The 13,783-nt window shown below is 72.3% G+C and carries 15 protein-coding genes and 1 pseudogene; 8 read left to right on the top strand and 8 right to left on the bottom strand.

Features of this window, described 5'->3' with window-relative positions:
• Positions 1-41: 41 nt before the first annotated feature.
• Positions 42-1,115: an App1 family protein gene (locus tag ACFQW6_RS03305; protein ID WP_378541258.1), complete on the top strand. Its 1,074-nt coding sequence runs from the start codon at positions 42-44 to the stop codon at positions 1,113-1,115.
• A gap of 29 nt (positions 1,116-1,144) precedes the next feature.
• On the opposite strand, the gene ACFQW6_RS03300 is transcribed toward ACFQW6_RS03305, so the two are convergent.
• The 3 genes from ACFQW6_RS03300 to ACFQW6_RS03290 form a co-directional block, all read right to left on the bottom strand.
• Entirely contained in the window at positions 1,145-2,293 is a 1,149-nt protein-coding gene (locus ACFQW6_RS03300) for a hypothetical protein (RefSeq protein WP_378541256.1), read from the bottom strand.
• A gap of 138 nt (positions 2,294-2,431) precedes the next feature.
• On the bottom strand, positions 2,432-3,043 hold the full coding sequence (locus ACFQW6_RS03295; RefSeq protein WP_378541254.1) for a hypothetical protein: 612 nt from the start codon (positions 3,041-3,043) through the stop codon (positions 2,432-2,434).
• Complete coding sequence (locus ACFQW6_RS03290; protein ID WP_378541252.1) at positions 3,040-3,666, bottom strand: FMN-binding negative transcriptional regulator; 627 nt, start codon at positions 3,664-3,666, stop codon at positions 3,040-3,042. Before ACFQW6_RS03290 ends, ACFQW6_RS03295 begins: the two co-directional genes overlap by 4 nt.
• 60 nt (positions 3,667-3,726) lie before the next feature.
• Here ACFQW6_RS03290 and ACFQW6_RS03285 point away from each other — a divergent pair, with 60 nt between their 5' ends.
• Complete coding sequence (locus ACFQW6_RS03285; protein WP_378541250.1) at positions 3,727-5,256, top strand: ATP-dependent DNA ligase; 1,530 nt, start codon at positions 3,727-3,729, stop codon at positions 5,254-5,256.
• A 15-nt stretch (positions 5,257-5,271) separates the two neighbouring features.
• Here ACFQW6_RS03285 and ACFQW6_RS03280 read toward each other — a convergent pair whose 3' ends face one another.
• The gene (locus ACFQW6_RS03280) at positions 5,272-6,129 is read right to left on the bottom strand and encodes a serine protease (protein WP_378541248.1); all 858 of its coding nucleotides are present in this window, start codon (positions 6,127-6,129) and stop codon (positions 5,272-5,274) included.
• A gap of 54 nt (positions 6,130-6,183) precedes the next feature.
• On the opposite strand from ACFQW6_RS03280, the gene ACFQW6_RS03275 reads away from it, so the two are divergent.
• A complete protein-coding gene (locus ACFQW6_RS03275) occupies positions 6,184-6,912 on the top strand; it encodes a TetR/AcrR family transcriptional regulator (protein WP_378541246.1) in 729 nt (242 codons plus the stop codon).
• On the opposite strand, the gene ACFQW6_RS03270 is transcribed toward ACFQW6_RS03275, so the two are convergent.
• From ACFQW6_RS03270 to ACFQW6_RS03255, 4 genes are all read right to left on the bottom strand, one after another.
• On the bottom strand, positions 6,909-7,721 hold the full coding sequence (locus tag ACFQW6_RS03270) for a DUF1206 domain-containing protein (protein WP_378541244.1): 813 nt from the start codon (positions 7,719-7,721) through the stop codon (positions 6,909-6,911). The genes ACFQW6_RS03275 and ACFQW6_RS03270 overlap by 4 nt on opposite strands.
• A 99-nt stretch (positions 7,722-7,820) precedes the next feature.
• The gene (gene nusB / locus ACFQW6_RS03265; RefSeq protein ID WP_378541242.1) at positions 7,821-8,231 is read right to left on the bottom strand and encodes a transcription antitermination factor NusB; all 411 of its coding nucleotides are present in this window, start codon (positions 8,229-8,231) and stop codon (positions 7,821-7,823) included.
• Positions 8,232-8,237: 6 nt separating this feature from the next.
• A complete protein-coding gene (gene efp / locus ACFQW6_RS03260) occupies positions 8,238-8,801 on the bottom strand; it encodes an elongation factor P (RefSeq protein WP_191197287.1) in 564 nt (187 codons plus the stop codon).
• 75 nt (positions 8,802-8,876) lie between these two features.
• Positions 8,877-9,692: an aminoglycoside phosphotransferase family protein gene (locus ACFQW6_RS03255; protein WP_378541240.1), complete on the bottom strand. Its 816-nt coding sequence runs from the start codon at positions 9,690-9,692 to the stop codon at positions 8,877-8,879.
• A gap of 34 nt (positions 9,693-9,726) precedes the next feature.
• Between ACFQW6_RS03255 and ACFQW6_RS03250 the strand changes: the two genes are divergently transcribed.
• From ACFQW6_RS03250 to ACFQW6_RS03230, 5 genes and pseudogenes are all read left to right on the top strand, one after another.
• Entirely contained in the window at positions 9,727-10,377 is a 651-nt protein-coding gene (locus tag ACFQW6_RS03250) for an SDR family oxidoreductase (RefSeq protein WP_378541237.1), read from the top strand.
• Between the two features lie 81 nt (positions 10,378-10,458).
• Positions 10,459-10,608 (top strand): gamma-glutamylcyclotransferase family protein, encoded by a 150-nt coding sequence (locus tag ACFQW6_RS03245; protein ID WP_378541234.1) that lies wholly within the window; start codon positions 10,459-10,461, stop codon positions 10,606-10,608.
• Between the two features lie 70 nt (positions 10,609-10,678).
• Positions 10,679-12,061 (top strand): HNH endonuclease signature motif containing protein, encoded by a 1,383-nt coding sequence (locus ACFQW6_RS03240; RefSeq protein ID WP_378541231.1) that lies wholly within the window; start codon positions 10,679-10,681, stop codon positions 12,059-12,061.
• Positions 12,062-12,348: 287 nt separating this feature from the next.
• Positions 12,349-12,468, top strand: a pseudogene (locus ACFQW6_RS03235) (hypothetical protein); the annotation flags it as partial.
• Between the two features lie 492 nt (positions 12,469-12,960).
• Positions 12,961-13,764, top strand: a complete 804-nt coding sequence (locus ACFQW6_RS03230; RefSeq protein WP_378541228.1) for a hypothetical protein — start codon at positions 12,961-12,963, stop codon at positions 13,762-13,764.
• Positions 13,765-13,783 lie beyond the last annotated feature (19 nt).

The raw sequence follows: 13,783 nt of genomic DNA, 5'->3' as shown, positions 1-13,783 counted from the left end.
GAGCGCGGGGCGGACACCTCCGGTCCACATACGGTGGCTGCGTGAACCTCCATCGCCTGGTCGTCGCCCTGGAGCGCGCGTGGGACGGCGCCCGGCTCCTGAACCTCCATCGCCTGGTCGTCGCCCTGGAGCGTGCGTGGGACGGCGTCCGGCTCCGGCGCCGTGGAGCGGGGACACCCGAGCACTTCCGGATCGAGCCCTACGTCGGCCACGGCGGGCCAGCGGGCGTCGTCGTACGAGGACGCGTCCTGGACAACCCCATGGCCACCGAGGCAGTGGACGGCGAGGGGATCAGGGCTGCTGTGCGCCGAACCGTGCGGCACTTCCTGACCGATGAGCTCCCCGGCGTCCCCCTCAGGATCACGGTCGGCGGTGCGAGCGTCGACACAGCCACCGACGGCGACGGCTACTTCCTGGTCAGGATCGCACCGACGGACGCCCTCGAGAGCCCGTGGACACCGGGAACGGTCGAGCTCCGCGGCGACTACCGCGGCGTGCGCGGCGAGCGTGCTGCGGCGGTCGACGTACGCGTCCCGTCCGCCGATGCCCGATTCGGGATCGTCTCAGACGTCGACGACACGATCCTCCAAACCGGCGTCCAGCGGGTGGTGCGGATGATCGTCCAGACCTTCACCGGCTCCTCGCTCACCCGCACAGCGTTCCCCGGGGCGGTCGAGCTCTACCGCGACCTCGCCGCCGACGTGAACCCGGTCTTCTACGTCTCGTCGAGCCCGTGGAACCTGCACTCGTTCCTGATCGGCTTCCTCCGTCATCGAGGCTTCCCGCTCGGTCCCGTCCTGCTGCGCGACCTGCTCGGCACCTGGCGGGGCCGCGAGCAGAAGCACGACCGCATCCGGGAGGTCCTCGACATCCACCCGGACCTCTCCTTCGTCCTCCTCGGCGACTCCGGCGAGCACGACCCCGAGATCTACGCCGACATCGTGCGCGAGCACCCGGGGCGGATCCTGGCGGTCTACATCCGCGAGGTGCGGCTGGACCCGGGCGACGGACGCGTGGAGAAGGTCTCCGACGTCTGGGGGCCGGACGTGCCGTTCGTGCTGGCCGCGGACACCGAGGCCGTACGCCGCCACGCGCAGGGCCTCGGGCTGCTCTGAGAGCAGCCCGAGGCCCCGGGTGACGTGCGTCAGCGGCGGACGCTCCTCGTCGTGCGCGTCGTCACGACGAGCGGGGTGCGCTGCGGCGCAGAGGCCACGACCCGCACCGAGAGCCGCTTGCCGGCGAGCTTCGCGGTGACCCGGAGGCGGGCCTTCGTGGCCCCCTTGATGCGCTTGCCGTTGGCGAGCCACTGGATCTTGCGCGACACCGTGGTCGGGTTCCAGGTGCCGCGGGTCACCCGGACGACCTGGGTGACCTTGGCGAGACCCCTGATCCGCGGTCGCTTCACCATCACGACCTTCGCGGTCGTCGTCGTCGCCGGCGTCGTCGCGACCGGAGCAGGCGCTGCCGGGGTGGCAGGAGCCGTGGTGCTCGAGGTCGGGTCGGCCGTGGGCGTCGGGCTGGGCTCCGTGCTGGGCTCCGTGGTCGGCTCCGGGCTGGGCACCGGGGTCGGGTCCGGGGTCGGCAGGGGCGTGGCGAGCGTGGCGTCCAAGCCGCTGGTCGATCCGGCGTTCTGGACGGTCAGGGTGTCGGCGTCAGCCAGCGACGCGTTGTCGTTCCAGTACTCCCCGACTCCGGTGGCGGGGTCGTGGAAGCCGAGCTTGTACGCCCCGCCCGGAAGAAGACCGAGGTCCCAGCGCCCGTTCTCGACGGTCTCGATGGTGGTGAGCGGGTTCCAGGCGCCGCCCTCCTCGACGTACGCCGTGACCTCCGCTCCCACGATGCCGGCTCCCGTGCTGCCGGTGACCAGGCCGGACAGGTGGGCCGCGCCTCCCAGGACGACCGGCGCCATGTCGAACTTCCCGCTGCGCAGCTCGACGACGGTGGCGTCCGCGGGACGGAACGCGTCGTTGTAGAACTCGGTGGAGTAGCTGCCCGAGGGGTCGTCGTAGCGCACCTTGTAGCTGCCGTCGGGCAGCTTGCCGACGTTGTAGCTGCCGTCCGCCCCGGTCGTCGCCGTGTCGATCTCGACCCACTGGGCGACGCCGTCCACGGTCCTCTCGCCCAGCGCCGTGACATGGATCCCGGACAGCCCGGTGCCCCCCGCAGCGGTCACGACGCCGTGGATCCTGATGGGCGGTGCCGCCCCGGCCGGGTTCGAGAAGACCGTGGCCGACGTGAGTCCCACGGTGGCGGCGAGCAGGGTCCCCACGACCCGCTTGTCCAGTGTGCGCATGACGCTCCCAGTGCTGGTGGGCGTCGCCTCCCGACGCCCTATCTGCGCAACGTAGATCTGTCAAATCCGCACCTACCCTCATTTGGGTATGCCGTGTCCTTCTCGTGGCCGCGCGTTGGCCTGCTGTGGCGAGGCGGTCTAGGCAGGCCGCTCGATCGTGGTCACGACGCTGGTCACCGACGGACGCTTGGGCGTGCTGGAGAAGCCGAACCGGCACGGCGGGTCCACGGGCGTGAGCGCCCCCAGGTCCGCACCGCGCCAGCGACCGGAGATCGCCGTGACCGCCACGACCGACGTCGCGCCGTACCACTCCCGTCGGTCGTTGCCGGCCGTCCCGCGGGTGCGCACGCCGCGCAGCACGACACGAGCGACGGGGTCGACGACGAAGCACCAGGCGGGCGACGTCGCGAGGCCGCTCGGCACCGCGGTGAGCAGGGCTCCCAGCGGCGTACGACCACCGGTCACCAGCCGCAGCGAGAGCGACGGTGTCGACACCAGCCAGCCGTCGGCGGAGTCCTCGACCGTGACCGGCTCGATGACGTGCTCGTCGAAGGAGTAGGTGGCCGCCACGAAGTCGCGCACCCGCTCCGACGGCGCCAGCAGCACCCGGTGGCCACTGGCGTCCTCGACCATGACGTCGGCGAACGAGCCCCAGGGCGATTCGTCCCAGCGGCCGACGACGATGCGTACGCCGCTGGCGCTGCCGACACCGGCGATGCGGCCGGTGAAGCGTTCGCGGACGCGGGTCACGGCGCGACGAGCCCGTCCGGCTCGCGTCCGTCCGCGGCCAGGCCGCGGACGACACCGGCGCGGTCCTCGTCGGACCGGTTCTGGCTCAGCTTGGCCTTGGCCTCCACCGAGGAGAGGAGGAGCTCGACGCCCACGATGGGGCGGAGGTTCTTCTCGACGTAGTCGGCCGGAGCGTCGGTGACCGCCCACGGCTCGGGGCGCGGCTGCTCGTGGCGGTCGGTCAGCCGCGTGACAAGCTCGCGCACCCACGAGCCGTCGTCGTGCACCGCGACCGGGCCGCGGAGGTGGACGACCGAGTAGTTCCACGTCGGGACGACCTTGCGGTGCTCGGCCTTCGAGGCGTACCAGGACGGCGAGACGTACGCGTCGGGGCCGGTCACGATCGCCAGTGCCGGGGAGCCGTCGACGATCCGCCGCCAGTGCCCGTTGGCGCGCGCGAGGTGACCCACCAGGCGGTCGCCCTCCCACAGCACCGGCAGGAACGTCGCGTCCGGCACGCCGTCCTCGCCGACGGTGACGAGCTGCGCCGTGGCGACCGCGTCGACGAACGGGCGGACCTCGTCGGGGTCCATCACGTTGAACCGCGGCACGTAGAGCGAGGCAGCGGAGGGGGTGGTGCTCATGGCCACCATCCTGCCCGTTCGGGTGGCACCGCTGTCGGTGGCGGGCGGCAGGATGGGTCCATGCTGCTCGCCGAGCTCGTCGCCACCTCCGCCGCCGTGGCCACCACCCGCTCCCGCAAGGCCAAGGTGGCCGCGCTCGCGGAGCTGCTCGGTCGCGTCGAGCCGGAGGAGCTCGAGGTGGTCGTCTCCTACCTCGGCGGCGCGCTGCGCCAGCGGCGCACGGGCCTGGGCTGGCGCGGCGTCAGCGACCTTCCCGCCCCGGCCGACGAGCCCTCGCTGACGGTGCTCGAGGTCCACGACGCCTTCGAGGCGATGTCGCGCCTGTCCGGCTCCGGGTCGCAGGTCGCGCGCAAGGAGGCGGTGGCCCGGCTGTTCGGCCGCGCGACCGCTGCCGAGCAGGCGTGGCTGCGTGCGATCGTCACCGGCAACGTCCGGCAGGGTGCGCTCGACGCGGTCACGCAGGAGGCGGTGGCCCAGGTGGCCGACGTGCCCCTCGCTGCCGTGCGGCGTGCCGCGATGCTGGCCGGCTCGACGGTGGCGGCCGCCGGGGCGGCGTTCGCGGGCGAGGAGGCGCTGGACGGGATCGGGCTCGAGGTGGGCCGACCGGTCATGCCGATGCTCGCCTCCAGCGCACCCGACGTCGCCGCCGCGATGGCGGGCCTCTCCCCCGACGGCGACACCCTGGTCGCCATCGACGCCAAGCTCGACGGCATCCGCATCCAGGTGCACCGTGACGGCGACGAGGTGCTCGTCGTCACCCGCAGCCTCGACGACATCACCGGACGGCTCCCCGAGGTGGTCGAGGTCGCCCGCTCCCTCCCCGCCGAGCGCTTCGTCCTCGACGGCGAGGCGCTCGCCCTCTCCGACGACGGGCGCCCGATGGCCTTCCAGGACACCGCCAGCCGCACTGCCCAGGACTCCGGCGTCGCCGTCACGCCTCACTTCTTCGACCTGCTGCACGTCGACGGGCGCGACCTGCTCGACTCCCCCGGCCACGAGCGCCTCGAGGCGCTCGACGCGCTCGTCCCGGAGCAGCACCGCGTGCGCCGCCTCGTGACTGCCGACCCGCAGGCCGCCGACGCGTTCGCCACCGAGACCGTCGCCGCCGGCCACGAAGGCGTCGTGCTCAAGGACCTGTCGGCGCCCTACGCCGCCGGCCGTCGCGGCTCGGCATGGGTCAAGGTCAAGCCCCGGCACACCCTCGACCTGGTCGTCCTCGCGGTTGAGTGGGGGTCGGGGCGGCGTGAGGGATGGCTGTCCAACATCCACCTCGGCGCGCGCGACGAGTCGTCCGAGACCGGCTTCGTCATGCTCGGCAAGACGTTCAAGGGCATGACCGACGAGATGCTCGCGTGGCAGACCGAGCGGTTCACCGAGCTCGCCGTCTCCCCCGCGACCCTCCGCGACAGCTACGTCGTGGAGCTGCGGCCGCTCCAGGTCGTGGAGATCGCCTTCGACGGGCTCCAGCGCTCCACCCGCTACCCCGGTGGCGTCGCGCTCCGCTTCGCCCGGGTGCTGCGCTACCGCGACGACAAGGGCCCGCACGAGGCCGACACGATCGAGACGGTGCGCTCGCACCTCACCGCCTGAGCGGCCCGAGTCCGCTCAGCCGCGCGGCGTCGGCAACCGGCAGCCGGTCACGTCGAGGTCGAACGTCCGGCCGGCGTCGAGGCAGCCGAGCAGCCAGGACGTCTGCTGGCCGTAGTTCATGTGCCTGCGCATGACGACCCGGCCGCTGCGGTTCTCCTCGCAGGCGGAGTCGATGCAGCGGCGGCCGCCCACGTAGCCGGTGTTGGCAACCCCGACCACCAGCCCCGTCTTCCGCGACACGATCGGCGAGCCGGAGTAGCCGCCGCGGATCGCGCAGCCGTCGCGGGCCGGCAGCCGGATCGAGCGCCACCAGTCCCACTCGCGCTCGTGCAGGCGGTACGCCGTCCCGCTGGTCGTGCAGGCACGCTGCTCGGTCCAGTAGCCCGACGGGATCCGGATCCGGTCGCCGCGCGACGGTCCCTCGGCCGCCAGGGACAGCGGCGTCACACCGCGGCCAGCCAGGTCGGCGTACGTCTCACGCAGCCGCAGCAGGGCGACGTCGGTGCGGTACATCGAGGCGTACTGCAGCCGCACCGCCCGCGCCACGAGCGCGACACGCCCCCGGCCGTCGAGGAGCTCGACCCGCGTCCAGCGCTTCTCGCCGACCACCACCTCGCGGGCGCCGAGGAACGGCTGGCGCACGCAGTGGCCGTTGGTGAGGACGACGGCGCGGTCGGTGTCGAGCGCGGCGGGCCACCGCACGACCGCCCCCGAGCAACCGGGCAGCCGCGCCGTGCCGGCGAAGCGTCCCTCGGCCGTGACGGCCGAGGCACCGACGGGCGCGAGCAGAGCACCGAGGACCGCCCCGATGACCGCGGCGACGAGCGCCGCGCCCGGCACGGCAACGGCACGACGGACGGCAGCGACCAACACCCCGGCATCGAACCACAACGGGGCCCGGACGACGACCTACCTAGACTGACCGCCATGAGCACCGAGCCGACGTCCGCGAACGCGCCCGCACGGGGTGGCACCGCGGCGACCCGGCGGCGGCGGCGCGAGGCCGAGATCATCTCCGCGACGCGCCGGCTCTTCGACGAGCGCGGCGTCCGGGACGCCCAGATCGAGGACATCGCCCGGGCCGTCGGCATCAACCGCGCGATCATCTACCGCCACTTCACCGGCAAGGAGGAGCTGTTCAGCCTCACGCTGGTGCAGTACCTCGACGAGCTGCGGGTGGCGCTGGAGCAGGCGGCCGCCGTCACCGACGAGCCCCGCGACCAGCTCGTACGCCTGGTGGAGGCGTTCGTGGACTACGGCCTGGCCCATCCCGCGTTCGTCGACTGCGCGCAGGCGATCATGCGACGCCCCGGCGGCGACCTGCTCGAGGAGGTCAGCGAAAGCGCGATGTACCGCCTCGGGCAGGCCATCAGCGGGTGCCTGTCGGTGCTGACCCGCACGATCACCGCGGGCGTGGACAGCGGCGACTTCCACGTCGACGACCCGGGCCTGCTCGCCAACATGCTCTACGCCAGCGGGCTCGGCACCCTGCAGCTCGGTCGGGTCGCGATGCGGGTCTCCGAGGACGAGCCGGGCGTGCCACGGATCAGCCGCGTCACCGCGGAGCAGGTGCGCGACCACATGGTCGCCTCCGCCCTGGCGGTCGCGGCCGGGGCTCCCGCGAGCACCGGGAGCCGGACCGCCGTGCGCCGCTAGCGCGACAGGTGCTTGGCCCGCGCGAAGCAGAACACGCCGTAGGCGGCGATGCCGATCGCGATCGCCGTCAGCAGCGCCTGTCCGAACGGCTGCTCCAGCACCGTCTGCAGCGCCTGGTCGAGACCGCCCGACTTCTTCGGGTCGTGGGTGATCGCGGCGTAGCAGAACAGCCCACCCACGATCGCGATCGCGACGCCCTTGGCGATGTAGCCGATCTTGCCCATCAGGACGTAGGCCGAGCCGTCCTGGCCGGACTGGCCCTGGGCGTCGAGGTGCTCGCGGAACTTCTCGGTCCAGCCGCGCACGACGAGCGAGACGCCGTAGCCGATGATCGCGAGTCCGACGGCACCGACGATCAGCTGACCGCCGGGGAGGTCCATGAGCTTGGCGGTGGTGGAGTCGGTGCCGCCCCCGCCGCCGCCGGAGCCGGTCGCGACCCGCACCGCGCTCCACCCGATCGCCCCGTAGATGACCGCCTTGAACAGCGACGTCGCCCTCTTGCGCCAGCGCTTCTTGTCGTCGGACTCGTCGCGGAAGCCGAAGCCGAACTCCAGCAGCCGCCACACGACGAGGAAGAACATGCCGATCGCGATCATCCACACCAGGAAACCGCCGAGGGGCTGCTGGGCGAGGTAGTGGAGCGCGCCGGAGTTGGAGGCGCTGTCCTCCTTCTCACCGAAGGCGAGCTGCAGGGCGAGCCACCCGACGAGCAGGTGGACGACACCGTAGGCCACGAGACCGGCGCGGATCGCGTGGTCCATCCAGTCGCTGTTGTGGGCCTGCTCGGCGCTGTGCGTGGTGGCGTTCATGGCGCCAACCTAGGACCTCGCGCACCGGCGCCGCGACTCTGCTGACCCCTGCGGGTGAGGGCGGTCTGCACCACCCGCCGCAACGGTCCCGGGCGTCCCTCAGACCAGGCTGGCGCGGTCGCGCTGGATCGAGCCGAGCAGCCCGTTGACGAAGGCCGGCGAGTCGTCGGTGGACAGGTCCTGCACCAGGTGCAGCGCCTCGCTGACGGCCACGCTGTCGGGCACGTCGTCCTCGCCCCACAGCAGCTCGTACACGCCGATGCGGAGCACGTTGCGGTCGACCGCGGGCATCCGGCCGAGCGTCCAGCCCTTGCTGTAGGTCGTCAGCACCTCGTCGATGCGCTCACGGTGCTCGACCACGCCCCGCACCAGCGTCGTGGTGTAGTCGTTGGTCGGGCCCTCGCCGGCCTCGATGGCGCGCTCGAGCGCGACCACGGGGTCCTCCGAGCGGAGCTCGGAGGCGAACAGGATGTCCAGCGCACGCTTGCGCGCCTTCGAACGGGCAGCCACGTGGTGTCAGGCCTTGACGCGGCCGAGGTACGACGAGTCGCGGGTGTCGACCTTGACCTTCTCGCCGGTGGTGATGAAGAGCGGCACCGCGATGGTGTGGCCGGTCTCGAGCGTGGCCGGCTTCGTGCCGCCGGTCGAGCGGTCGCCCTGCAGGCCCGGCTCGGTCTCGGCGATGAGCAGCTCGACGGACGCCGGCAGCTCGATGAACAGCACGCGGCCCTCGTTGGTGGCGACGATGGCCTCCTGGTTCTCCAGCATGAAGTTCTTCGCGTCGCCCACGACCTCCGGGGTGACCTCGAGCTGCTCGTAGGTGCTGGTGTCCATGAAGACGTAGGACGAGCCGTCGTTGTAGAGGTACTGCATGGTCCGCTTGTCGACGTTGGCCGTCTCGACCTTGGTGCCCGCGTTGAAGGTCTTGTCGACGTTCTTGCCCGACTCGACGTTGCGGAGCTTCGTGCGCACGAAGGCCGGGCCCTTCCCGGGCTTCACGTGCTGGAACTCGACGACGGCCCAGAGCTGACCCTCGATCTTGAGGACCATGCCGTTCTTGAGGTCGTTGGTGGTTGCCATGTTGGTGATGTCCGCCTTCGTCGAGTTGTCAAGGAGTCCGTGGGCGGGCCACGGGCCCGGCGCCGACCGACAAGTCTAGTGGTGGCCCGCGAGAGCCATGAAATGCACGGCCTGCGCCTCGGTGGTGCCGCGCGGGTTGCGTCGCCAGCCCCCGTTGCCCGGCAGGAGCATCGCCAGCCAGAACGCCGCCCACAGGGGCCGGTACTCCGCCGTCCGGGCGCGGTCCCCGGCGTCCAGCCCGACGGCCGCCGCCAGCGCGTCGACGTCGTACACGCCGGGCAGGCGGCTGCCGAGGTGCTCGACGTGGTCCGCGAGCTCGTACGCCGGGTCGCTGAGGCCTCCGTCCTCGAAGTCCACGAGCCGCACCTCCCCGTCGTGCAGGAGCACGTTGGCCGGGTTGAGGTCGGCGATCCCGAGGGCCGTGAGCCGCGGCTCGGGCAGCGGCGGAGCGGCGACGTACGCCCGCGCGAGGGCCAGCGCGTCCGCCATCAGCGCCGGGTCGCGGCACTGCTCGAGGTCGTGGTCCTCGGCGAGCCACTCGACGAGCACCCCCGCCAGGGCGTCCGCGCCGTATCTCCGCGGCCCGATCCCCGCGGCGGTCACCGCCTCGACCGGTACGTCGTACATCCGGCGCAGCGCCACTCCCAGCGCAGCGGTCTCAACGGTCGTCAACGGTCGCGGTGCCACTGGCGCCCCCGGGACCCGCGACATCACGACCACCGGTCGTTGGCCGTCCTCACGGCGCAGGGGCCGCGGCGCGAGGCCCGGCGCGTGCTCGGCGAGGAGCGTCAGGCACGCCCACTCCCGCTCCGCCCGTGCCTCGTGGCCGGCGACGAACTGCTTGCGGACCTCCCCCGCGCCGATGGTCACGTCGTGGGTCGAGGTCTGCACCCGCGCCAACCTAGCCGTGTGTAGCGTCGACGCCATGCGAGTCACCATCATCGGCGGACACGGCAAGATCGCGCTCATCCTGGCCCCGTTGCTCGTGGAAGCGGGGCACGAGGTCACCTCGGTGATCCGCAACCCCGACCACGCGGCCGACGTCGAGGCGACCGGCGCGACCGCCCTGGTCTCCTCGGTGGAGGACGCCGACACCAATGCCCTGGCAGACCTGCTGTCCGGGCAGGACGCCGTGGTCTGGTCGGCGGGCGCCGGTGGCGGCGACCCCGAGCGCACCTTCGCGGTCGACCGCGACGCCGCGATCCGGTCGATGGACGCGGCGCAGACCGCGGGCGTCGGGCGCTACGTGATGGTGTCCTTCTCCGGCGCCGACCGCGACTCCCTCGTCCCGGAGGACAACCCGTTCCGGACCTACCAGGACGCCAAGATCGCAGCCGACGAGCACCTCCGCGCGTCCGGCCTCGACTGGACCGTCCTCGGACCCGGGAGCCTGACCCTCGAGCCGGGCCGAGGTGCGGTCAACCCGCACGCCCGCTCCGGCGAGGGCGACACGACCTCCCGCGAGCTCGTCGCCCAGGTCGCGCTCGCCGTCCTGGACGACCCGCGGGCGCACCGCAAGACCCTCGTCTTCGGCGACGGCGACGTCCCGATCGACGACTGGCTCGCCTCGCTCTGATGCAACGGCTGTTCGTCTACGGCACGCTGGCGCCGGGGCGACCCAACCAGCACGGGCTCGCCGACGAGGTGGCGGGGGTTCGTGCTCAGCTCGACCGCTCTCGACTCCGAGTGGGCACGCCTCGACGCCTTCGAGGGTGACGGCTACCAGCGCGTCCTGGCGCCCGTTGAGCTGTCCTCAGGCGAGGTCGTGGACGCGTGGTTGTACGTCGACTCTGCGCTCACGCATTGAGCCAGAACCCTGTCCACAGGCGGCTTCTCGGTCCGGGCCCACTGTCGGTGGGCTCTGGTTGAGTAGGTCCATGGAGAGCACCGACACGCACGCGAGGGACCGGGTCACCGACCTGGCGGACCTCGCTGCCGGGGCCCTGCTGTCCGAGGCATCCGATGTCGAGGCGCTGCTGCGTGTGGCCGAGGTCCACAAGCTGCGCGTCGCCTACCAGTGGGCGATCGCCCACCCGGCTCTCTACGCGTGCGAGACGCCCTCCGGGCCGACGCTCCCCTCCGTGCTGACTGCGCCCGAGACCCTGGGCGGGGCGGGCACGCCCACCGTCGCCGCGTTCACTCCCGAGCCGCTCGCGGTGGCGCTCGGATGCTCACCCGCAGCGGCCTCGACGTTGATCGCCGACGCGCTCGACCTGCACCACCGGCTCCCGCTGCTGTGGGACCAGACCTGCGCCCAGCTCGTGCCGGCGTGGAAGGCGCGACGCGTCGCCGCCCGCACCCGACACCTGTCCGTGGAAGCGGCACGCTGGGTCGACCGCCAGGTCGCGGGTCGTGTCTCCTCGCTGAGCCTCCCTGCACTCGACCGGGTCGTCGCCGACGCAGCCGCCCGCTGCGACGGGGAGGAGCAGGCTCATCGGGAGGCGGCGGCGCGGCTGTCGTGGGACGTGGTGCTGACCCACGCCGATCCCCATCACTACGCCGGCACGTCCGAGCTGCACGCCAGCGGCGACACGCTCGACCTGATCCGGTTCCACGACGTCGTCTGCGCCGAGGCCGAAGCACTCGGCGCGCTCGGCGACACCGACGACCTCGGCGTCCGCAAGGCCAAGGCCCTCGGCGTGATCGCCGACGCGCAAGCGCGCCTCGACCTGGCGAGCCTCCTGGCGACAGGCGACCCGGCGAGCCATCAGGCGGCGCGTCAGGCGGCGCGTCAGGCGGCGCTCGGCCGCCGTGACGCGAAGGTTCGGCTCTACCTCCACGCCTCGCTCGCCGGCGTCGTCGCGGGTGACGCGTGCGCGACCGATTCAGTGGAAGGCATCGGCCCGGTGACCCTCGATCTGGTCCGCGACTGGGCCGGACGAGCCCGAGTCACAGTGCAGCCCGTGCTCCACGTCGCGGCCGACGACCGCTGGTCGGTGGACCGCCACGACCCGCCGCCGCGGATGGCCGACGAGGTGCGGCTCCGGGACGAGTCATGCGTCTTCCCGTGGTGCGGTCGTCCCGCACGCCAGTGCGACCTCGACCACCGCGTGCCCTTCGAGGACCCGGGCGACGGCGGGCCGCCGGGTCAGACGTCGCCCGAGTCGCTGGCCCCCCTGTGCCGGCGGCACCACCGGGCGAAGACCGCTGGGTCGTGGTCCTACGAGCGTGTCGGTTCCGGCACCTACCTGTGGGGCGGTCCGGCAGGACTGTCCGTTCTCGTCACGCCGCGCGGCACGGTCGCCTTGCCGCGAGGCTGACGAGGCTGACGCGGCCTCGCGGAGACCCAGCTGGTCCTGCTTCTTCGTTGACCACCGTGCCGTGCCTACTTGGGGAGCGCGTCCGAGCGCGCCGAGATCGACCACCGGATCGACCGCGCCACCGCGCGACCATTCGGGCGGCGGTGCCACCTGCGCGGGCGGGATCGGGCCACCGCTGAGCCGCCCGGTCCGCACGATGGGGCTCAAGCCGCCGAGATCATCGCGGAGCGGCCGGCGCTGGCCGTGCCCCGCGCAACGACGGCCGGCGGACCCCGTACCGCAACCACCCGGTCTTGGAGACGCAGCATGCCACCGTGACCTGCTGCCGCAGCTGCCGGAGACGTGGCACGGCATCGCGAAGGGGCATCTGCTCGACCGACGCGAGCGGGCCTACGTGGTCGCGGTGATCGGGCGCTGGATCGACTGCGAGCTGGCGGCCTCCATCGAAGGTCGAGACTCCGGGAGCTCCCCCACGTCAATCGTGAGAGGTGGCGCGCGTCGGCGCCGCCGGGCGAAGCTAGGCGCCGCCGACGGCTTCCTCCCCCTGCCCGACGGTGGGTAGCGGTTGCTCATGACCACCTGGTGGGTGTACTTGCCGCAGCGTCCGCATTCCTGCCAGCGAGCGCCGGCGTTCACACGTCACCAGCGTGTGAAGACCGAGCCGGCAGCGGAGGGACTTGCGACGCTCGCCCTGATCCATTGCACTTCCTTCTCGGTCCGCTCCTGCAGCGACTCCATCCATCCAACACCGTTCGGCGCCTCGACGACGAGCATTGATCTCGCGTCGGGTTCCGCCTGCACGTCACACGCTCCGGGTGATGCCGAGCGCCGCTCGGCGCTGGACAGTGTTCGGGGCGGTGTCGTGTCGACGCGACCTCCCACAGCGAAGGGAGCGAGGAATGTCAGTCACGTCCGACTCACCAGCCCGACTCACTGATGCCCAGGTCGGCGAGGTGCTGGCGCTGGCGAAGGACGCCGACAGCGTCGAGCTCAAGCTGACGGTGCCGGACTCCTACCGACGGCAGGCGGCAGCGGCCCTGGACGTCGACCCGCTAGACGCGCAGATCCGTCAGGTGTACTTCTTCGACACCCCTGACCTGGCCCTGAACGACGTCGGAGTGGTCGCTCGGGCTCGACGGGTCCAGGGCCGAGGGGACGACTCCGTGGTCAAGCTGAGGCCTGTGGTTCCCGCGGACGTCCAGGAGGAGCGGACGTCGGACAACCTGGTGGTCGAGGTCGACGCCATGCCGGGTGGCTTCGTGTGCTCGGCGTCCATGAAGGGCGCGCTCGGGCCGAAGGCCGTCAAGGAGGTCGCCGCCGGACGCAAGGGCGTCCGCACCCTCTTCTCCAAGGAGCAGCGACAGTTCTACAAGGCGCACGCACCGGACGGCGTCACCCTCGACGACCTGTCGATCCTGGGACCGATCACCGTCTTCAAGCTCAAGCTCCGCCCACCAGAGCTCAGCATGCGCATCGTTGCGGAGCTCTGGTTCTACCCCGACGGGTCCAGGATCCTCGAGCTCTCCGCCAAGGCGGCGCCTTCCGAGGCCTTCCAGGCCGCGGCGGAGCTGCGCGCCTTCCTGGCCGCCAAGGGCCTGGACGTCTCGGGCGAGCAGCAGACGAAGACCAAGACCGCGCTCGAGTTCTTCGCTGCCGAGCTCTCCGGGGAGCCGGGCGCGGAGCCGGCCGTCGGGCCGGGGTGACCCGGGCCCGGTCGAGTTC

This window comes from Nocardioides sp. GCM10028917, from assembly GCF_042666175.1.
Lineage (GTDB): Bacteria > Actinomycetota > Actinomycetes > Propionibacteriales > Nocardioidaceae > Nocardioides.
The sequence above is the reverse complement of the archived record's forward strand: the minus strand, read 5'-3'. Positions and strand labels throughout refer to the sequence as shown.

Bases quoted from the DNA above. Each gene is read 5' to 3' on its own strand.
- ACFQW6_RS03300 (WP_378541256.1), bottom strand. From the start codon at position 2,293: ATGCGCACACTGGACAAGCGGGTCGTGGGGACCCTGCTCGCCGCCACC.
- ACFQW6_RS03290 (WP_378541252.1), bottom strand. From the start codon at position 3,666: ATGAGCACCACCCCCTCCGCTGCCTCGCTCTACGTGCCGCGGTTCAAC.
- ACFQW6_RS03285 (WP_378541250.1), top strand. From the start codon at position 3,727: ATGCTGCTCGCCGAGCTCGTCGCCACCTCCGCCGCCGTGGCCACCACC.
- ACFQW6_RS03275 (WP_378541246.1), top strand. From the start codon at position 6,184: ATGAGCACCGAGCCGACGTCCGCGAACGCGCCCGCACGGGGTGGCACC.
- ACFQW6_RS03270 (WP_378541244.1), bottom strand. From the start codon at position 7,721: ATGAACGCCACCACGCACAGCGCCGAGCAGGCCCACAACAGCGACTGG.
- efp (WP_191197287.1), bottom strand. From the start codon at position 8,801: ATGGCAACCACCAACGACCTCAAGAACGGCATGGTCCTCAAGATCGAG.
- ACFQW6_RS03250 (WP_378541237.1), top strand. From the start codon at position 9,727: ATGCGAGTCACCATCATCGGCGGACACGGCAAGATCGCGCTCATCCTG.
- ACFQW6_RS03240 (WP_378541231.1), top strand. From the start codon at position 10,679: ATGGAGAGCACCGACACGCACGCGAGGGACCGGGTCACCGACCTGGCG.
- ACFQW6_RS03230 (WP_378541228.1), top strand. From the start codon at position 12,961: ATGTCAGTCACGTCCGACTCACCAGCCCGACTCACTGATGCCCAGGTC.